This window comes from Amycolatopsis sp. lyj-346 (genome assembly GCF_046548975.1).
Classification (GTDB): domain Bacteria; phylum Actinomycetota; class Actinomycetes; order Mycobacteriales; family Pseudonocardiaceae; genus Amycolatopsis.
Map to the genome: position 1 here is coordinate 15,346 of NZ_JAJPWT010000015.1, position 18,984 is coordinate 34,329.

Consider the following 18,984-nt stretch of genomic DNA (forward strand, 5'->3'; position numbering starts at 1 on the left):
CGCGCATCGCCGCCACCGCGGAGCCGGAGGGCTCGTACCACCCGGGACCGCGGCTGTGAACGAGGTCGAGATGACGGGCCGTCGCCGACTGGGTTCGGTCATGACGGCCGTCACGGCCGGCCGCGCTCGAGCCGTTCGCCCATGAGCAGCGCGACGGGCCCTCCGACGCTGGCCGATCTCGACACCGCTCGGTCCCTAATGGCTCTGGTAGCGGAAGTGGTTCTTCGGCGGCGCTTCCAGCGGTTGCAGGACGTCGGCGAGGTCGCGCCGCGGAGTCGTGAGGAGCGGGTCGGCGTTGGCCGGCGCCCAGCCGATGCGAAGCACCATCTGCGGGTGCGAACCGCCGGTCACGTTCTCGGTGACGGACTCGCGGACGTCGGCGATCTCCAGCGGCTCGGTGAACGGGCAGGAGGACAGGCCGAAAGCGGTGGCGGTCAGCAGGACCGCGCTGGTCGCCTCGCCCGGGCGCAGCCGCGACATCCGGTCGTCGGAGGCGGTGCTCAGCACCAGCAGGACGGTCTCGTCGTCCTCGGCCTTGGCGCCGGCCGGCTGGGTCAGGAGCGGGTCGGCGAACGCCCGGGCCCGCAGCGCGCCCGGAGTGTCGTCCGGCGTCGGGGAGTTGTGAGCCGGGACGCCGTCGGGGGCGAAGTGGCGCCCGCTCCATGCCTCGAGTTCGGTGCGGTAAGCGGGGTCTTCGGCGTGGCGTCGGGACGCTTCGTCGATCGCGGTCGCCAGGTGGTGGCGGGCCTTGTTCTCGGCCACCTGCAGCACGGTGCCCTCCGAAGACGCGGCCTTGGCCATCGCCTCGATGTGTCCGCCGGGCACTGTCCACGAGCTGAGACGACGCCGGTCGGTGCGCCGCCGCGGGATCGCCGCGGCCATCGCGACCTGGTCCTGCGACGGTTCGTGCTGGTGCAGGGTGATGGCCGCGAGGTGGTCGGGTTCGTCCGGGTTCGGGAACCGGTGCACGTCGGCGGCCCAGCCGAGCGCGGCCAGGCTCATCCGGAGGTGGTGCAGCGCGGCGCCGCAGCTGAGCAGCAGATCCCGGCCGTCCGGGTCGGTCTCCGCCAGCTGCCGGTCGTGGTCGGCGTACAGGTGCAGGGAGCTGTGGCCGATCCGCCAGCACCAGGGCTGGGAGTTGTGCACGGACGGGGCGCGGATCGCCATGGCCACCGCGGTCTTGACGGTGTAGTCGTCCGAGAGTCCTCGGTCCATCATCAGCCTGCTTCGCGATCGGTGTGGAGTTCTCCTGACGGCTCGACCTTCGCACTGGGGGCGCTCTCGCCGGGAGGGCCGGAATGCCTCTGGGCCGGGGACTTTCGGTGTCCGGGTACCAAGCACGCCACCGCCAGCGCGATCGACTCCCGCGGAGTCCCGCCGGTGCCCAGTGGGTGCGCTTCGGGCCACGGGTCGGCGTCTTCGGTCATCCGGTGCGCGATCTCCGGCGTGGCATCCGACAGGGTGGCCGTTCGAGCCGCGATGCGTTCCTTCGCCGCGGCTTCCGACACCTCACAGCGCACGGCCAGCACCGGGCTGCTCGCCACCTCGGCCACCTCAGCGGCGAGCCGGCGGTGCCGGGCCGCGGACCAGGACGCGTCCAAGACGGCCGTTTCGCCGAATGCCAGCAGTTTCCCGGCGCGACGGGAGAGTTCGGTGTAGGTCGAGTCCGTGTGGGCACTGTCGTAGAGGCCCTGCCGGTAGCCCTCGGCGGGCAGTCGCACCGGCGCCGGCCCGGCCAGTTCCTTGCGCAGCCGATCCGACTGCAAGAGAGTGGCGCCGAGCCAGTCGGCCAGGCCGCCGGCGATCGTGGACTTGCCCGTGCCGGGCGCGCCGCCGACGAGGATCAGCCGGACGCGGCCGAGCCGCAGGTGCCGCAGCGCGACGCCGGCGTAGGCACTGGCGAGTTCGGCGGCCTCCGCGTCACCCTGCGCGGCGCGCAGGCAGGCGACCTTGACCGGGACGAACGCCCGGTACGCGAGGTAGTGGTGCAGCAGCGCCGGGGGAGCGGGATCGCCGGCGAACTCGCGGTAGTCGGCGACGAGTTCTTCGGCCAGTTCCGGGGAACCGAGCCGTTCGAGGTCCATCGCGAGGAAGGCGACGTCGTCGAGGACGTCGACGTGCCGGAGGTGGTCGTCGAACTCCAGGCAGTCGAGCACGCGCGGGCCGTCGTCGAGGCAGAAGATGTCGTCGGCGAGCAGGTCACCGTGCCCGTCGACGACGCGCCCTTCGGCGATCCGCCGGTCGAACAGCGCCTCACGGCCGGCGAGGAAGCTGCCGGATCGTCACGGCCAGGGGCGCGCTCTGGCGGACCAGGGTGGAGAGGCGGCGGTCCTCGGGCATGCGTCGCATGACGACGAGGTGGTCGCACACCGAGCCGTCGGGCCCGGTGACGTCGGAGACGCCGAGGTAGACGTCCGGTGCCGGCCGCCGGTTGAGTTCCACCTCGCGGCGGCAGGCTCGTTCGCGGGTCTCGCGGGCGGAGAAGTCGAGGAAGCCCAGGTCGACCGGCTTCTTGAGCTTGTAGGCGAGGTCTCCGACGAGGAAGACCACGCCGATGTGGGTTTCGTGCACACCGGCCCAAGCGGGCGAGGAATCGGCCATGTACCGATCGCCGAGGACTGGCTCGCTCACCGGCGGAGGTTCCTGAAGTGCAGGACGAACACCGTGCATTCGGTGATGACCGCGGCTCCGGCGATCGCGGCGCGCCGGTCGCTCCGCTTCGCGAACCCCGCGTACAGCAGATAGGCCATGCACGATTCGACGGACAACCAGACGAGGGTGTGAAGGAGCCTGATGGTGGTGAGTGCTCCGCCGGCGCGTTTGGCGCGTGCGCGGGTTTCCGGTCGGCGGCGGCGGATCGCTTCGGGCGAGAGGTGGCCGGAGTCGGCGATCACCTCGGCTGCGACGTCGTCGCCGTACTGTGCGCACCTTGGCCGGTCCAAACGAAGTCCATCCGGTTGCGGACGTCCACCACGCCGGCAACGGCACGGGTCATACGTTCCGCCGTGGCCACGTCGGCTTCGTACTCGAGCCGGCCGGTCAGCAGGACCACGCCGTGCTCGACGCTCGCGCGGACGTTGTTGCGGTTGGCGTGCAGGGCTTCGTCGAACACGGTGTGGTCGACGTCGGACTGCACGTCGTCGTCGGTGCGCAGGAACGTCCGGAGCACGTCACGTCGCGCGAAGTCGTCGTTGGCCAGGACCATGTCGGCAGCTTCTTTGGCGACTTCGGTTCCGCTGCGGCCCATCGCGACCCCGATGTCGGCCTTGCGCAGCGCGGGGGCGTCGTTCACCCCGTCACCGGTCATCGCGACCACGTTGCCGCGCTCCTGCAGGAGGGTGACCAGCCGCAGTTTCTGCTCCGGGGAAACGCGGGCGAACACGTCCACGCCGGCGAGGGCGTCGTCCGCGGTGACGGCGATCCCGGCTCCTCGGCACGCGGCGACGGCGGCCACCGCGGCCGGGCGGGGTGGGTCGTGCATGGCCTGGAAGCCGACGAGGGTCAGCCCGTCCGGAGGGGTGCCCGCCGGAAAGGCGGCTTCGCGCGCCGGGGTGAACGTCGCGAAGGCCAGTACCCGCAGTCCGCGGCGGGCGAGGGCTTCCGCGGTCTCCCGTTGGCCCGCCGCGAGCGGTTCGGCGGTCCCGTCCTCGCGCAGCTGGTCGTGGCACAGGGCGAGAACCTTTTCGGGAGCTCCCTTGAGGTATCCGGCCAGCCGGCCGTCGGCGGTCCGGTGCACGGTGGCCATCAGGTTCCGCCCGGACTCGAAGGGCAGCACGTCGACGCGCGGCCGGGCCGACCGTTCCGCGCCGACGTCCAGCCCGGCTTCCCCCGCGGCGGTGAGGAGGGCGGTTTCGGTCGGATCGCCGGTCGCCGCGGTCGTGCCGCCGGCGGGTTGTGCCTCGTTGCAGAGGACCCCGATGAGCAGGCACTCCCGTAGCGCAGGCGGGAGCGGGTCGCCGCCGGTCCACTCGTGGGTGCGGCCGCCGGCGACCACGGTGGTGACCGTCATCCGGTTGGTGGTGAGGGTGCCGGTCTTGTCGGTGCAGACGACCGTGGTGCTGCCGAGGGTTTCCACCGACGGCAGCCGCCGGACGATCGCGCCGCGCCGGGCCATCCGGACGACGCCGATGGCCAGGACGATCGACACCGCGGCCGGCAGGCCTTCCGGGATCGCCCCGACCGCCATCGTCACCGCCGCGGTGAACATCTCCCCGGCGCGGTAGCCCCGCAGCAGGCCGATCCCGAACAGGACGCCCGCCAGCGCGACGATGCCGACGGAGAGCCGGCGGCTGAACCCGGCCAGTTTGCGGGTCAGCGGCGTGACCGGCACGCCGGTGGCGGTCATGAGCTGGTTGATCAGGCCCAGTTCGGTGGCGGCGCCGATCGCCACGACGACGGCCGTGCCCTCGCCCCGCGTCACCACGGTGCCGGCGTGCGCGGTGTTCCGCCGATCGGCGAGCGCGGTGGCCCGGGGGAGCGCGCCGGGCACCTTCGTGACGGGCGCGGCCTCACCGGTCAGCGCGGATTCGTCGATCTGCAGCTCTTGCGCCGAAAGCAGCAGGGAGTCCGCCGCGACCTTGTCCCCGGCGCGGAGGAGAACGAGATCCCCGACGGCCAGCTCTTCCGCTCGCAGCCGGACCGGAACACCGTCGCGCACCACCCGGACTTCGGTGGCCACCATGCCGGCCAGCGCGGCGAGCGCGTGCTCGGCCCGCGATTCCTGGAGCAGCCCGACGACCGCGTTGAGCAGCACCACGGCGAAGATGACGCTCGAGTCGACCAGCTGGCCGAGGCTCAAGGTCACGGCGGCGGAGGCGAGCAGGACGTAGACGAGCGGATCCTTGAACTGGCGGAAGAACCGGCCGAGCGCACTGGTGGGACGGCCGGTCGGCAGCACGTTAAGTCCGTTGTGGACGTTCCGAGCGGTGGCCTCGGCTCTGGTCAGGCCGGCTTTCCCGTCGGTCCCGAGCAGGGTGACCGCCTCGGCCGTCCCGAGCGCGTACGCCGGTGTCCGGACGACGGTGTCGATCACGAGGCACCCGGCCGGACAGGTGTCGGCACTCGCATGATCTTGTCCCATCGATGGCCGTGGCGAACGTTTCATCCCCGATTGTCCGGTGATCACGTTGCCCGGCACAGGGCCGAACTGCTCCGCGGCCGCGGACCGAAGACCTCGCACACCTCGGGCGGTGGTGGCGTCGGCGAGTCGCCCGGCCGGGATACCCGGACCGGCGTCCCCGCGGAGCACGCCCGCCCTACCCGCCGAAAACGTCCACCAGTGTTCGTCAGCGGGGACCAACCGTTGTGTCGCAGCAGCCCGGCCGGGACTCGAACTCGTCGATTCTCGTCTCGAGGGTGCGTAGCGCGACACCGAACCGTCGTCCCAGCAGTGCCGGTTCGGCGTATCCGGTCGCGAAGGCCATGAGGTCGTTCACCGCGAGCCCTGCCATCGCGGACAGGGAGGGCGCGTTTTGCGCGTTCTCGGTGCGCCGCAAAGGTGACACGCTCATCTGTGCTTTGCGCAGCTCCGAGGTGGTCGTGCTCGCCCCCCACCACAGGGTCTGGAGCTGTGGCCGCACACATCGGAAGCACGGCCCGGTACCGTCGTTCGGATACAGCGGTCCGACGGTGACGTCGAACGGATCCGCCGCGATCTCCAGCACCGGGATGTGCAACTGCACCGCCACGTCGTGAACGATCTCCCCAGCCGTACCGGGGACGAAATGCGCGCCATCGCTCCAGCAGAGGCAGACCAGCGTCGCGTCGGCCAGCACTCGTTCGACCTGCACCCGGTCAGGGCGGACGAACTCCGGCACTTCCTCGATGTCGACATGGGGGTTGATCCGCCGCAGGGCGTCGCGCGCCGCCGTCACCTTGAGCCGGCCCACGGAGGAGGCGTCGTAGAGCACCTGCCGGCCGAGATTGGACAGTTCGACCCGGTCGCCGTCGACGAGACGCAACGTGCCGAAACCGGTCAGCGCGAGGTTCAGCGCCAGCCACGATCCCCAGCCGCCCATGCCGAGCAGGCACACGCGTTGGGCGCGCAGGCGTTCCTGGTAGGCGAACCCGGGCAGCGAATCCCGTTCGTACGCGGAGAACTGGAGCAACTGACGGTCGTACCGCTCCAGTTCGACCCCGCTCAACGTGGACGCGCCGACACCGTCATCCAGCAGCCCCGCCTCGGCCAGCCGCTCGACGAGCCGACGCACCTGGTCCTCGTCTGCCCGCAGCGCCTCGGCGAGCTGCGCTGTCGTGCGCGAACCGTCAAGGAGCTGCAGCAGGTCCACGAAGGCCTGCGGCGCATCACGCACCACATAGGAGTTGCGCGCGAGCTTGCCGATGACGATGTCACCGGCAGCGGTGCGGATCACCGGGTGCGAGGGCTTGAGCCTGGGCTTCGCCAAGCCCACTGATCAGGTTCCAGTCGCGTTCGGTCAGGCGTCCTGGTGTTCCTCGGCGACCAGCGGCCAGTCGAATATGCCTTGGTCGGCGGCCACAGCGATGCGGTCGGTGAGTGGTTCCAGCACGATTTCGTCGGTCACGACGTCCTCCCCAAATGACGACTCAGGATGAACGGTACACGCATCGGCGGTCGAACTCCACGATGAGCAGCTCGGGGCCGACACCGTCGCAGCGGACGATGTTCCTCCGCCGAGATGCTGTCGAGGAGTCGCTGCACCACGTCTCGGGGACTGCCCAGAGCAGCCGCGGCCATACGTCCGGTACTCCGCGACGACCAGAGTGACACCTGCCGACCTGGCTCACCGCGCTAGTTGTATTGACCTGTGAGATTGGGGACGCGGCTGGCGGGTGGTTTGCCGTTGAGTGCGGTGTGGCCGCGGTGGTGATTGTAGGTGTTCAGCCAGCCGGGGAGGGCTTGGCGGCGTTCGGTTTCGGTGCGGTAGGGCTGGGCGTAAGCCCATTCGTCGAGCAGGGTGCGGTTGCAGGCCAGCCGCAGTCTCCCGGTCGGGGTCAGGGGTGCGTTAGCGTGACAGCAAGATCATCCGATCACGTGTCCCCACGATCGCAACCTCCAAGACAGAACAACTAGCCTCCGAAGACGTGCATGCGCTGCTACTCATCCCGGTATCTGGCACGCGCGGCGGTTCCTCGTTCATCGGAGACCGCAACGAGTTCAGGGGAAGCTGATGTTGCGCGACGCAACCGGTCACCTATTCGACGCCGGACAGGATCTCGCTGAGAAGTACCCGACGAGATCCTGTTGTCCTGACCGGACTCCTGCCTCCTGATGCCGGCCGTCAAGCGTGGGGGAGTGCTGTGATCGCCCCGTAATTGGGTCTGTACTGCCATCGTGGCTGGGGGAGTGAGGCGAGCGCGGACCGCCAGTCCGAACGGGGGAGTATACGTCCGTTGTCTGGCGGCAATGGCGGCCGTGGAGCCGATCGCCAGCCTTGGTAATGATCACACTTTAACTGTATAACGCCCTATACGGCGGGGATTTTTGGAACCGCATCCGCTAGGTCCGTTACATACCAGAAAAACCGCAGAAGAGGCTGAGGGCGACGAGCCCGAAGATCACGGTGCGGGTCAGGTCCGGCGCCTCACGTTGTCCACCCTGGACAACGTCGTCCAGGTCTTCGTGCCCGACCTCGATCATCCGGGAGCGGGCCGGCTCATGCAGCTCGGTGATGTCGTCGCGGTGCGTGCGCAGAAGCCCGCGGCGTGAGGTCGGTTTCTCCTGTTCGTGGCGGTACACGAAGATCCTCCGTCCACTTGGGACGACAACGACGTCCGCAAAGTGCTCAAGAAGCTGGGTGGCGGGTGCGGTCAGTTCGCAGCACGAGCCGTTCCCGGTACGCAGAGTGATCATCGCCGGCGAGCGGGGCTTCGGTCGCCCGGGTGGCGGACGTCACTCTCGTCGCCCAGCTGCTTTTGCCGGCTTGTAGCCGCCTTTTGGTATCTCCTGCACAGGCCCGTGCTGTCCAAGGTCGGGGTGGTGGAAGGGGGCCAGTGTGGAAGAGCGGCAAGTGCTCCGGCCCGGGAAGCCGCGCAGGCTTCGGCCGGGTTCTCGGGGCTTGCTCCAAGGGGGGCCCGACAGTAATCTCCCGTTTGCTGACCGTGATCAACTTTGGTCGGCGGACTTGAGCAAGCTCGAACTTGGGGGTTTCAATGCAGTTCCTGATGCTGGGATCTGTTGAGGTGCACGGCGAGGGTGGGGTGATCAGCCTGGGGGGTACTCGACAGAGTGCCCTGGTCGCGGCGTTGCTGCTGACGCCCCGGCGCGGTCTTTCCACCGCCGAACTGGCCACTGCCGTCTGGGGGGAAGAGGCGCTTTCGGGGCCTGCGGACGCTGTGCGCGCTTCCGTGTTGAGACTGCGCAGGTCGCTTGAATCCATCGAATTCGGCGGTGGGCGGCGGCTGCTGAAGAACGGGGGCGGGTATTCGTTGACCGTGCAGGCTGGTGAATGCGACGTCACGTCGTTCACCGAGCACGTCGACAGCGCGCGAGCGGCTGCGGGCAACGGCGATTTCGAGCGTGCGGTCGCCGAATTCCAACGGGCGATCCGGCTGTGGCGCGGTCCTGCGCTGGCGAGCGCGCGGGGTCCGTTCGCGCGGATGCACGCCGCCCGGCTCAACGAGAGCAGGCTCGAAGTGTTCAGCGAGAAAATCGAACTGGAACTCGCGCTCGGAAAGCCCGGCGCCTTGGCCGAGCTCCGGGCGCTGACCTCCGAGCACCGAACGCACGAGGGCCTGCACGCCCAGCTGATGGCGGCGCTTTACCGGTCGGGGCAGCCCGCCGCCGCGCTCGCGGTTTTCCACTCCCTGCGTTGCGAACTGGTGGAGCAGGTCGGTGTGGAGCCCGGCCCCGTGACGAGGGAACTCCAGCAGCGCATCCTGACGCACGACCCGGGGCTGCTGCACACGTCGGCACCGGTTGCCGCGCGTGGTGGCGACGCGGTCGTGAGGCCGGCGTTCTGCGCGTGCGGCCGTACCCTCTCGTGGCCTGAAGCGGCGACACGCGTGTCCTGAACCGTACAGCTGCGGCAAAGCCGGCCCGTGGGCCTGGACGACGGTGGTCTTCCAGGCCCACGGCTCAGGTTTCGGTGCCGTCGGGTGCGATGATCCGCTGGCTGTAGCCGTGTTCGGCGTTTTCCGCGGGGTGACGTTGCCGTGGCGACCGCACCAGGATGCGTTTCAGCCAGCGGTCCGTTCCGTCGTACCGGGCGGAGAACGCCACCCGGCCGTGCACCATCACGTCGTTGTCCACGATGACGACGTCTCCGGGACTGAGGGGTACCTCGAACCCGCACCGCTCGAACCCGGCCGCGAGCTCGCCGTACGCCGCGGCGAACTCCCGGTCGTCGCCGATCGGATTGGAGTACGACGGGTCGTAGCGCACGCACAGGCCGTCCGCGCGGTGCCAGACCGTCGGCATGCCGATCACGGCGGCCGGATTCTGCCACTCGCCGTAGGAGTCGTCGGGGGTGATGGCCAGCGCGGGGCGCTGCAGCCTTTCGACGTCGTGGGCGGGCAGGCCGAGTTCGCGGACGGACGCCAGCCGGGTGCCGACCCGGTCCGGGTTGCGTACGCACGCCAGGATCAGGAAGTCGGCGCGCTCGGGGTGGAACGCGTCCTCGGTGTGCCATTCCAGCGGCACCGAGCTGCTCGCGCCGACCTGGCCGGTGGCGCTTTCCGGGCTGGGCAGGATGTTGTGCACGAGCCTGCCCGCCTGCTGGTGCGCCCAGCCGAACGGCCGGCCGAGGACGCTCGCGAGCAACGCGAGTGCCACGTCGTGGCCTGCCGTTTCGGTGGCGTCGGCTTCCGACCACCGGCGCGGCGTGGGCCCGGGCTCGGGCAGGCCGCCGAGCGCCCCGCGCAGGACTCGCCAGCCGGCACCGGCGGGAAGGGCGGCGCTGTCCCGCAAGGCAGCCGCCAGCGCGTCCGGCAGCCGCCACGACGGCTCGCGCAGGACAGTGTCGCCGGTCGCCCCGCGGGCCACCCGGTCCGCGACGGCGGCCCGGAAGGCTTCGCCCGCCGACGACGGCACGCTCACCGGGTTCGGGACGCGGATCACCGGGCCGCTCCCCGGCTGCTCTCGGCGGCGAGCGTGGCGAGCGCGGCCAGGGCATGACCGTCGATCTTGCCGTTGTGGGTGGTGGGCAGCTCGGGGAGGACGAGGACGGTCGACGGCACCTGGTACCCCGGCAGGAGCTGACGCAGGTGGTCCAGCAGCTCCTCCGGCTCGACCGGTTCGGCCAGTACCGCGAACGCGGCCAGCGCCTTGCCGCCGGTCGCCGCCCGGGCGACGCCCATCGCGTGCGCGTGGACGACGGCGGGGTGCTGCTCCAGCGCGTGCGCGATCTCGGCGGGCTCGATCCGGTAGCCGTTGATCTTCAGCTGCTCGTCGTCGCGGCCGGCCGACTCGAGCTCGCCGGAGGGCAGCAGGCGCGCGAGGTCGCCGCTGCGGTACGCGCGGGTCCCGTCGGCCAGCTGAACGAACCGGTCCCGGGTCAGTTCCGGTTCGCCGCGGTAGCCCGTGGCCACCTGCGCGCCGGCGATGTGGATCTCGCCCACCGCGCCTGGCTGGACGAAGCGCCCGGCCTCGTCCAGCAGGTGGATCCGCGTGTTGTCGGTGGGGACGCCGATCGGCACGGACGTGTGCTCGGAGTCGCGGTCCGGGTCGAACAACCGTGTCATGCAGCCGACGGTCGTCTCGGTGGGGCCGTACTCGTTGAAGATCCGGCACCCGGCGCCGAAGGCACGCTGAGCCCGGTGGGCGACGTCGCCCCGGAGCAGCTCGCCCCCGGCGATCACCGCCTCGTAGCCCTCGGCCCGCAGGCCGAGCCTGCCGATCAGGTCGAGGTGGGTCGGGGTCAGCTTCAGCGCGGTGGAGCCCGACCTGGCCAGCATGTTCCGGAGCACGAGGTGATCCAGCTCGCCGGGCACGAGCGCGACGGACCCGCCGGTGAGCGCGGGCAGGAAGACGGCGGTGTTGGACAGGTCGAACGCGAGCGAGGTGAACAGCGGGAACCGGGTGCCCGGGTGGACGCCGTACACCCGGATCGCCCAGTCGGTGAAGGTGCTCAGGTTCCCGTGCGTCACCTCGACGCACTTCGGCCGTCCGGTCGACCCCGAGGTGTAGATCAGGTACGCCGGGTCCTGCGCGCCGGTTGTCACGGCCGGGGTGCCGGAGCTGTGCCGGGCCAGGACGGTTTCGAGGGCGATCGCGCCCGGCACCGTCCCGGCGTGGGCACGTTCGGCCAGGCAGGCCGACACCCCGGCGTCGGCGGCGAGTGCGGCGAGCCGTGCCGGTGGCTGGGTCGGGTCCAGGGGAAGGTAAGCCGCGCCGGCCAGCAGCACGCCCCACAGGCCCGCCAGGCCCGCGACCGTCCGCCCGGCCAGCAGGCCGACGGCCGAACCCGCCGTGACGCCCCGGTCCCGCAGCTCGCCCGCGACCGTGCTCGCCATCCCGGCCAGTTCGGCGTAGGTGACATCGCCCTCCGGACCGGTCAGCAGCACGGCCTCCGGCGTCCGCCCGGCCTGCTCGAGGAACTGGTGCACGACCGTCCCGGCCCGAGCGGGTGCCCGGTCGGTGTCGTTGGCAGGCCACTCCCGCCAGGCACGCGGGGACAGCTCCTCCTCCACGAGGTCGAGGAGCCGCTTCGCGGCCGGTTCGTCGGTGGTCTCCACGGTGATCTCGGTGTGCCGGTCGTGCGTCACGACGTCCGCTCGGTGGCCGGTCCGGCCCAGCACGCGGGCGACCCTGGCCGTGACGTCCTCGTGGCGGCCGGCGATCAGCCTCCGGTGCGCGGTCATCGCGTGGCCCGCACGGTCGTGACGACCTGGCCGTCCTGGGGCCGGACCGCGCGGGACCGGCGGAAGTCCAGCTGCACGAAGACCCGCTGGAGCCAGCGGTCGCCGCCGTCGTAGCGGGGTGCGAAGGACGTGCGGCCGTGCAGGGCCAGCCGGTTGTCCACCCAGGCGAGGTCGCCCGGCGCGAGGATCAGCGTGCGGGTCACGGCGTCGAACGCCCGTTCCAGCTCCGCGAGGGCGGCGGCCGCCGCCGGATCCGTGGCGGTGGTGTTGCCGAAGTCGACGCGGACGTCCGGGTCCTCGGCGGCCCCGGCCAGCACCCCGTGCGGGGTCTCGGCGCCGCCGCCCCGGTCGAACGACTGCGGGGCCGCGGTGACGAACCGGGGTTCGTGCAGGATCGACCGGTGCGCGGGAGCCAGCAGCGGCAGGGCGTTGCGGATGGAGGCGATGCGCAGGCCCGCGGTGTTGTCGTGGTCGTTGCGCAGGCACATCAGGCCGACGAAGTCCGGGCGGTGCGCGTGGAAGGCGTTCTCCACGTGCATGGTGAGCTGGACCGAACCCGAGTTGCCCTGGACGCGTTCCTGCCCGGGTACCGGCACGACGTCCTGGACGAGCGCGCCGGACTTCTCCTCCCGGAACGCCACCGGCTCGCCCATGGCCGCCCCGAGGAGGACGAGCGCCGTCGCCGGCACGCTCGCCGTCCGCTGCACGGAACCCCCGGCCGAGGGCGTGGGCGGCAGTTCCGCCGGGACGACGGGCAGGCCCCGGACGAGCAGCATCGCCTCGGCTCCGGGGTGCGAGGTGAAGCGGCGCAGCGTGGTGCGCAGCCGGAGCGGCAGCAGGCCGCAGAGCTCCCGGGCGTGGCCGAGCCACTCCGGGTCGTCGATCCGGCGGCTCGACCGGGTGGCGAGAGTGGTGGCCAGCCGGCTCAGTTCGTCGCGTTCTGCCTGGTCCAGGTCCAGCAGGTGGTCGCCGGTCGTCCGGACCGTGGTGTCGGCAATCATGGCTCTCCGTCCGGCGGGGGTGGGGGTGGGGTGGTTCACGGCGTGCCCACCTGCCGGGCGAGCCAGGTCAGCGTCCGGGTCGTCCAGACCGGGGAGCGCAGTTGCACGGCGCCGTCGGCGCCGGCCCGGATGGACAGCTGGCGGGCCGGGAGGTGGGTGGTGCCGATCGACACCGGGCAGGCGGCGCTCGCCAGCTCGCGATGGGGGTGGCGGGCGACGATGTCCCGCAGGTAGGTGCCGCGGCGGAGGATCTCGGCTTCCCCGTGGGCCGGGTCCTGGCCGGGTTCGACGGTGATCGGGGCGGAGGCGGCGAACAGGGCCGCCAGCCCCGGCCCGAGCGGAGGCAGGTCCGGCAGCTGCCAGGCCGTGGTCACCGGCCGGCCGGTGAGTTCCGCGAGCGCGGCCGGCCAGCGGGAGGCCGGCACGCTCTCGGCCAGGGTCAGCTCTCCGGCCGCGGCGTCTTCGGGGATCGGCAGCGTTGCGGGGCGGTGGCCGAGCTGCCGCAGCCAGAAGCCTTCGTGGGCGAGGCTGCGGGCCGCGAGCGCCTCGACGGGCGCGAGGTCGTCGTGGCGGGGTGTCACGGTGCCGGAGCGGAAGCCCTGCTCCCGGAGCCAGGGGCCGGGCACCAGGTCCTGTCCATCCACTGTGGACATCCGGGTGACGGTCAGGACGCCGTCGGTGGTGGTCAGCCGGGGCGCCCGGTCGTCGTCGAGGACGAGGGTGCCCGGTGGCCCGTCCGCGCCGGGGAGCGCGGTCGCGGCCCGGACCAGCGCGACCGCGTGCTCGGTCACCCAGCGGAGGACGCCGAAGGTGTTGTCGAACGGGCCGGTCTGGCCGGCCCGGCACTGACGGGCGGTCGGCTCCGCCGGGACCGCCCAGTCGAGCACGCCGGCGCGCGGCAGGGGAGTGGCCCGGGAGAAGTACGACCGGGCGGACCGGTCCTGGGGTGTGCCCGCGTGGCCGTCGGCGACCTTGTCCACAAGGGACGGAAAGCTCTCGACGCTCTCCCGCAGGCACCTGACGTTGAGGTCGAGGGTGGTTGCCCCGGCCGGGATGTCGAAACTCCGCTGCAGCAGCAGGTCGCCGTCGTCGATGCCAGGGGACATCACGTGCCAGCTGATCCCGTACGTCCGTTCGCCTCGCATGATCGCCCAGTGCTGGGCGTTCAGGCCGGCGTACGCGGGCAACGGGCCGTAGTGGCTGTTGACCGCGAACCTGCGCGGGATGCGCAGCTCGCCGGGGGTGAGGATGGCGGGGTTGGCCAGGCTGAACAGGTGGTCCGGCGCTTCGGCGGCCACGGCGTCCAGCCGCCGGGCGCACGGGACGTCCTGCTGGGACGCCCAGCGCAGGGTGGGCTCGTCCGCGGAGATCACGGCCGTGACCCGGTGGCCACGGCGCACCAGGACGTCGTGACAGGTCTGGAGCAGCGAGCCGGACCCGATCAGCCACGCGGTCAGCCGGTCCGTCACGTGCCACCGTCCCGGTGCAGGAGGACGTGCGCGGCGGCCGCCACCAGCGCGGCCACCGCACAGGCCGCGGCGGCCGCGACCAGCGAACCGCGGGGACCGATGCCGGCGACCAGCGCGCCACCGGCCGCCGTGCCCACCAGGTTGGCCGCGACCGTGACGGAGTCCGCGGCGGCGAACACCCGGCCGCGGTACTCGTCCGGCGTGTGCGCCTGCACGAAGACGTTGGTGAGCACATTGGACAAGGACCGGCAGGCCCCGCCCACGAGCCAGCCCAGCCCGTTGGCCAGCAGGAACGGCCAGGCGGCCGGCGCGAGCAGCGCGACGGTCAGGCCGGCCACCCCGGCGACGTACGCCACGGCTCGCAGGCGGTCGCCGCGGAGCCGGCGGGCCTGGGTCGACCCCAGCAGGGCGCCGCAGCCCCAGCAGCCGACCATGAGGCCGTACCAGAACGGGGTCGCGTGCATCACGTCGGTGATCAGGAAGATTTCGCCGAGGAAGGCCACGGTCGTCGCGCACACCACGAAGAACTGGGCGAGCAGCCTGGTGCCGAGGCGGACGTCGCGCAGGATGTGGGAAAGGCCGGCCCGCCGCTCGTCCGTCTGGGACTCGCGGTCGCGGCGGGGTACCCGGTCGGCGCGGATGGTCGCCATCAGCGCGGCCTGCACGAGCGACGTCAGCCCGTCGATCAGCAGCGCCCACTGCACCCCGGAGGTGGTCGCGAGGACGCCGCCGAGCACCACCCCGCCGAGGCTGCCGACGGTCATCGCCGTGCCGTGCCACGAATACCCGCGCATGCTGTCGTCTTCGCCGGTGATGTGCGGTACCAGCGCGGCGGTCGTCGTGCCGACCACACACCCGGACGCGCCCACCAGTGCGACCGTCACCCAGGTCAGCGCCGGGGAGAACGTGAGGAGCAGGCTCAGCAGGAGCAGGCCCTGCACGGTCATGGCGGTGATCAGCAACCGCCGGTTGGGGTAGCGGTCCGCCAGCATGCCCGCCACCGGCGCACCCAGGACGTTGCCCGCGGTGGCGGCGATGAACAGCACGGAGACCGCGTAGACGCCGACACCCTGCAGCTTGCTCGTCAGCCCGATCCAGCTCACCTGGGACCCCATCGCGGAGATCCCGGCGCCGGAGGCGAGCAGCAGCAGGGCCCGGGTCCGCCCGCGCGCGGTGAGCGTGGCCGCGGCCGTCATGCCGACCTCCGTGCCGTCGGCCACACCCGTTCGAGGTTGGCGACCAGCGCCGGATCGTCCGCGCAGTACGCCTGGTCCCGCGCGTACGCGGACATCACCTGGCGGAACGTCGCGAGCGGCTCGGTGGCCAGCCGCAGCGCGCGGCGGTTGGCCCGCACGCTCTGCATGCCCGCCAGGGTGAGGTGGGCGGCCGCGGCGTCGATCCGCTCCGCCATGTCCTCGGCGGGCACGATGTCGCCCGCCAGCCGCTGTCCGTCCGAGGTGGACACGGGGATGCGGTCGCCGAAGAAGACGACGCGCTTGGCCCGCTGCTCGCCGATGGCACGGGCCAGCCGGCCGCCGCCGCACCCCGGGACGATGCCTTCCCGGGTCGCGGGCAGGCTGAAGTACGCGTCCGCTTCGGCGATGACGTGGTCGACCACGAGCAGGAACTGGCACGCGCCGCCGATCGCGAAGCTGTCGACCGCGGCGATCCACGGCTTCTCCCGCCGGGTGCCGGTCGATCCGCGCCCGCCGAGCGGGTGGCCACGCTGGATCTTGCTGACCACGCCGAGCTCCCGCTCCAGGAAGAACTCCACCAGCGGGATCCGGCCGTCGTGCAGGCGGGTCAGGTTGATGCCCGAGCCGAACACCCGGCGGCCTGCCCAGCGCGGGTGCACCATCCGGGCGCCGCGCAGGACGCCGATGTCGATCTCGTCGTCGAGCAGTACCACGTCCACGGCGATCTCCAGCGCCTCGGTCGTCGCCGCGTCCTCCGAGTTGAGCGCCTCGAGGTTCTGGAGGGTCACGTGGCCGACGCGGCCGGCCCGGTCCACCCGGACCGGGCCGAGGTCGGCCGAGCCGGTCCGGCGCAGCTCGGCCAGCGCGGCCGTGGACCGGGGATGCGGGAGGGTCATCGCTTCCATCAGGTGCTCGCCGGTGACGGGGTCGGCGAGCAGGTGCGCGACCAGGATGCCCTGGTCGACCTCGACCCCCAGCTTGTCCCGGCGGCTCCTGGCGTGTTCCCGCGCCAACGCGGCCGCCGAAGGCACCAGCCCGGGAAACCGGTCGGCCGCGACCCGCAGCAGCTCCGCCAGCCGGAGTGAGGTGGTCAGCCCGTCGGTGATGTCGTGGTAGATGGTGGACGCGTGCCGGTCGAGCAGCTCTTCGCGCAGCTCCCGGCCACGGGCCAGCAGCGTCTCGGTGTCCGGTCGGCCGCGTTCGAGGCGGGCGAGCCGGTCGTAGTCGTCGCTCAGTGCGCGCAGCGTCGTCGCGGCGCGGTCGCCGAGCACGCTGTTCGTCGTGGTCACCGGCCTGGCTCCGGGTTCGATGGCCGGGCGGGCCCGGCTGACATCCCTGTGGGCATGACGGTCCTGTTCTCGTGTCGGGCCGGCGTTCAGCGGCCCATCGCCTCGATCAGGCTGAGCGGGCGCAGGTCCTGCCAGTGCTCGTTCACGTAGTCCAGGCAGGCCTGCCGGGTGTTCTCGCCGAACACCGTTCGCCAGCCCGTGGGCACCTCCACGTGGACCGGCCACAGCGAGTGCTGGCCCTCGTCGTTGACCAGCACCAGGTACCGGCCGTCCTCGTCTTCGAATGGGTTGGTCATCCGTGCCCCTCAGCATTCCGGTGGCTGGCGTCCGTCAATTCATAGATTTCCCGGCTGGTCTTGTCCAGTGTGGAAATGACGTGTCCGGCTATTTGTCACGGCGCTATCACGTGGTTGTCACGCGGCCCGTGCCACACTGCTCCAGCGCTGTCGAAGCAGGTCGGCGACTGTCCTGCGGTGAGGTCGAGAGGAATGACAAAAATGGGGGAAGACATTTCCGGATCGACCGAACGTGTTGTCGCCTCGATCTGGGCCGAGGTTCTTGGAATAGCGGACGTCGGCCCGGAAGAGAATTTCTTCGCGGCCGGCGGTCATTCGATGCTGGCCATCGTCGCGGCCGGCCGGATCTCCGAGCACTTCGGAGTGGACCTCCCGCTGGAGGTGCTGTTCTCGACCCCCACGACCACGGCTGTGGCGGCCGAGGTGGACGCGGCCCTGCGTGCCCGCCGGGCAAGCCCGCTGTCGCCGGCCCAGGAGCGGATCTGGCTCGCCGAACAGGTGGCCACCGGCCCCTCGGCCTATCACGTCGCCTTGGCGTTCGCCCTGCCCGATGGTGTCGACGAGGACGTGGTGTGCCAGGCCGTGGCGCACGTGCTGCGCCGCCACGACGCCTTCCGCGCCCGCTTCCTGGTCGTCGACGGTGCTCCCGCGCAGCGGTTCGACGTGGCGGCACCGGTCGTCGCCCGCCATCGCGTGGCGGATCGGGCCGCCGCCGAGGCACTGCTGGCCGAGCTGGCGGTCCGGCCGTTCGACCAGGCCACCGGGCCGCTGGTGCGGGTGGCGCTGGTGGGCCTGCCCGGCGAGCGCGAGCTCGTCCTGGTGTGCCACCACCTGGTGATCGATGGCTGGTCCTGGCGGATCGTCATCGACGAGATCTCGGCCGCCTGCGGCAACGGCACCGTGCCCGCTCCGGCGAAGTCCTATGCGGACACCGTCCGGCCGTCCGGCGTGGACGATCGGGCGGACGGCCCCCGGCCGCCGCTCGCGCTGGGCGACCAGGCCGCCCGGGCCGGCACGGCGGGCGGCGAGGTTCCGTTCGCGGTCACCGACCCGGGCGCGGTGCGGGACGTGGCCAAGCGGCTGGGAACCACGCCGTACGTGGTGCTGCTCGCGGCCTTCCAAACCGTCCTGCACCACGCCACCGGCTGGCGGGACATCGTGGTGGGCTCGCCGTTCGCCGGCCGGGCCGAGGCGGCGGTCCGGGACGTCGTCGGCACGTTCGTGACGGTCGTCCCGCTGCGGGCCGGGTTCGACGGCGACCCGGCGTTCGCCGAGGTGGTCGAGGAACTCCGGCTCGCCACCCTCCGGGCGCAGGGCCGGCCGCGGGCGGCCACCGCCGACCGGCTGCCGACCGTGTTGTTCGAATACGACACCGCCTACCCGGCGCTGCGGCTGGGTGAACTGGCCGTGCCGCCTCGGGAGATCCCGACCGGAACGTCCAAAATGGACCTGACGGTCCGCCTGGTCGACACCGGGGCCGCCCTGCGCGGCACGGCGACGTTCAAAACGGCTCTGCTCGAGCGCGAGACCGTCGAGGGGCTCGTCCGGGACTACCTGGCGGTGCTCGCCGAGGCCTGCGCGGATCCCGATCGCCCCACCACCCGGTCGGCGCCGCTGGTCGGGACCCGCCTCGTGGCCGCCGAGGCGGGCATCGCGCCCGAGCCGGGGGAGGCCGGACCGGACACCGACGACGAGCTGGCGGCCGCGCTGGCCGCGATCTGGGCCGAGGTCCTCGGCCGGCCGGCCGCCGGCATCGACGTCTCCGCGGACTTCTTCGACCTGGGCGGCCGGTCCTTGGACGTGGTGCGGATGGTCGCCCGGATCGAGCAGAAGCTCGGGGCGAAGGTGCCCGTGCTGACCGTGTTCCGCAACCCCGGTCTGGCCGGGCTGGCCCGCGTGGTGGCGTCGGAGAAGTCGTCGCGGTGAATCTCGACAGGGAGAACGGCACAGTGACG

16 protein-coding genes and 1 pseudogene are annotated in these 18,984 nt (G+C 71.8%); 2 read left to right on the top strand and 15 right to left on the bottom strand.

Translation table 11 applies throughout. The annotated features are described in order from the left end of the window. Positions 1-195 precede the first annotated feature (195 nt). From ACLJQE_RS33755 to ACLJQE_RS33790, 8 genes and pseudogenes are all read right to left on the bottom strand, one after another. Entirely contained in the window at positions 196-1,215 is a 1,020-nt protein-coding gene (locus ACLJQE_RS33755; protein WP_410643591.1) for an Acg family FMN-binding oxidoreductase, read from the bottom strand. Positions 1,216-1,217: 2 nt separating this feature from the next. Continuing rightward, positions 1,218-2,156 carry an AAA family ATPase gene (locus ACLJQE_RS33760; RefSeq protein ID WP_410643592.1) on the bottom strand — a complete coding sequence of 313 codons (939 nt, stop codon included), beginning with the start codon at positions 2,154-2,156 and terminating at the stop codon, positions 1,218-1,220. Between the two features lie 97 nt (positions 2,157-2,253). Further along, positions 2,254-2,631, bottom strand: a complete 378-nt coding sequence (locus ACLJQE_RS33765; protein WP_410643593.1) for a hypothetical protein — start codon at positions 2,629-2,631, stop codon at positions 2,254-2,256. After that, complete coding sequence (locus ACLJQE_RS33770; protein ID WP_410643594.1) at positions 2,628-2,894, bottom strand: hypothetical protein; 267 nt, start codon at positions 2,892-2,894, stop codon at positions 2,628-2,630. The genes ACLJQE_RS33765 and ACLJQE_RS33770 overlap by 4 nt, the downstream gene beginning before the upstream one ends. Further along, positions 2,891-5,032 carry an HAD-IC family P-type ATPase gene (locus tag ACLJQE_RS33775; protein ID WP_410643595.1) on the bottom strand — a complete coding sequence of 714 codons (2,142 nt, stop codon included), beginning with the start codon at positions 5,030-5,032 and terminating at the stop codon, positions 2,891-2,893. The genes ACLJQE_RS33770 and ACLJQE_RS33775 overlap by 4 nt, the downstream gene beginning before the upstream one ends. Before the next feature lie 253 nt (positions 5,033-5,285). Next, positions 5,286-6,404, bottom strand: coding sequence for a ThiF family adenylyltransferase (locus ACLJQE_RS33780; protein WP_410643596.1), 1,119 nt, complete (start codon positions 6,402-6,404; stop codon positions 5,286-5,288). A gap of 365 nt (positions 6,405-6,769) precedes the next feature. Next, a pseudogene (locus ACLJQE_RS33785) lies at positions 6,770-6,943 on the bottom strand (integrase core domain-containing protein); the annotation flags it as partial. Between the two features lie 543 nt (positions 6,944-7,486). Beyond that, positions 7,487-7,831 (bottom strand): hypothetical protein, encoded by a 345-nt coding sequence (locus ACLJQE_RS33790; RefSeq protein WP_410643597.1) that lies wholly within the window; start codon positions 7,829-7,831, stop codon positions 7,487-7,489. A 299-nt stretch (positions 7,832-8,130) separates the two neighbouring features. Here ACLJQE_RS33790 and ACLJQE_RS33795 point away from each other — a divergent pair, with 299 nt between their 5' ends. Beyond that, the gene (locus tag ACLJQE_RS33795; protein WP_410643598.1) at positions 8,131-8,991 is read left to right on the top strand and encodes an AfsR/SARP family transcriptional regulator; all 861 of its coding nucleotides are present in this window, start codon (positions 8,131-8,133) and stop codon (positions 8,989-8,991) included. A 64-nt stretch (positions 8,992-9,055) separates the two neighbouring features. Here the strand turns inward: ACLJQE_RS33795 and ACLJQE_RS33800 are convergent, their stop codons facing one another. From ACLJQE_RS33800 to ACLJQE_RS33830, 7 genes are all read right to left on the bottom strand, one after another. Then, positions 9,056-10,036 carry a TauD/TfdA family dioxygenase gene (locus ACLJQE_RS33800; protein WP_410643599.1) on the bottom strand — a complete coding sequence of 327 codons (981 nt, stop codon included), beginning with the start codon at positions 10,034-10,036 and terminating at the stop codon, positions 9,056-9,058. After that, positions 10,033-11,778 carry an amino acid adenylation domain-containing protein gene (locus ACLJQE_RS33805; RefSeq protein WP_410643600.1) on the bottom strand — a complete coding sequence of 582 codons (1,746 nt, stop codon included), beginning with the start codon at positions 11,776-11,778 and terminating at the stop codon, positions 10,033-10,035. The genes ACLJQE_RS33800 and ACLJQE_RS33805 overlap by 4 nt, the downstream gene beginning before the upstream one ends. Beyond that, positions 11,775-12,779, bottom strand: coding sequence for a TauD/TfdA family dioxygenase (locus ACLJQE_RS33810; protein ID WP_410643601.1), 1,005 nt, complete (start codon positions 12,777-12,779; stop codon positions 11,775-11,777). Before ACLJQE_RS33810 ends, ACLJQE_RS33805 begins: the two co-directional genes overlap by 4 nt. A 35-nt stretch (positions 12,780-12,814) precedes the next feature. Further along, positions 12,815-14,248: a formyltransferase family protein gene (locus ACLJQE_RS33815; protein WP_410643602.1), complete on the bottom strand. Its 1,434-nt coding sequence runs from the start codon at positions 14,246-14,248 to the stop codon at positions 12,815-12,817. Continuing rightward, complete coding sequence (locus ACLJQE_RS33820) at positions 14,245-15,444, bottom strand: MFS transporter (RefSeq protein WP_410643603.1); 1,200 nt, start codon at positions 15,442-15,444, stop codon at positions 14,245-14,247. The genes ACLJQE_RS33815 and ACLJQE_RS33820 overlap by 4 nt, the downstream gene beginning before the upstream one ends. Then, complete coding sequence (locus tag ACLJQE_RS33825; RefSeq protein WP_410643604.1) at positions 15,441-16,733, bottom strand: enoyl-CoA hydratase/isomerase family protein; 1,293 nt, start codon at positions 16,731-16,733, stop codon at positions 15,441-15,443. Before ACLJQE_RS33825 ends, ACLJQE_RS33820 begins: the two co-directional genes overlap by 4 nt. Positions 16,734-16,819: 86 nt before the next feature. Then, positions 16,820-17,029 (bottom strand): MbtH family protein, encoded by a 210-nt coding sequence (locus tag ACLJQE_RS33830; RefSeq protein ID WP_410643605.1) that lies wholly within the window; start codon positions 17,027-17,029, stop codon positions 16,820-16,822. A gap of 201 nt (positions 17,030-17,230) precedes the next feature. Here ACLJQE_RS33830 and ACLJQE_RS33835 point away from each other — a divergent pair, with 201 nt between their 5' ends. Continuing rightward, entirely contained in the window at positions 17,231-18,955 is a 1,725-nt protein-coding gene (locus tag ACLJQE_RS33835) for a condensation domain-containing protein (RefSeq protein WP_410643606.1), read from the top strand. The last annotated feature ends 29 nt before the right edge of the window (positions 18,956-18,984 follow it).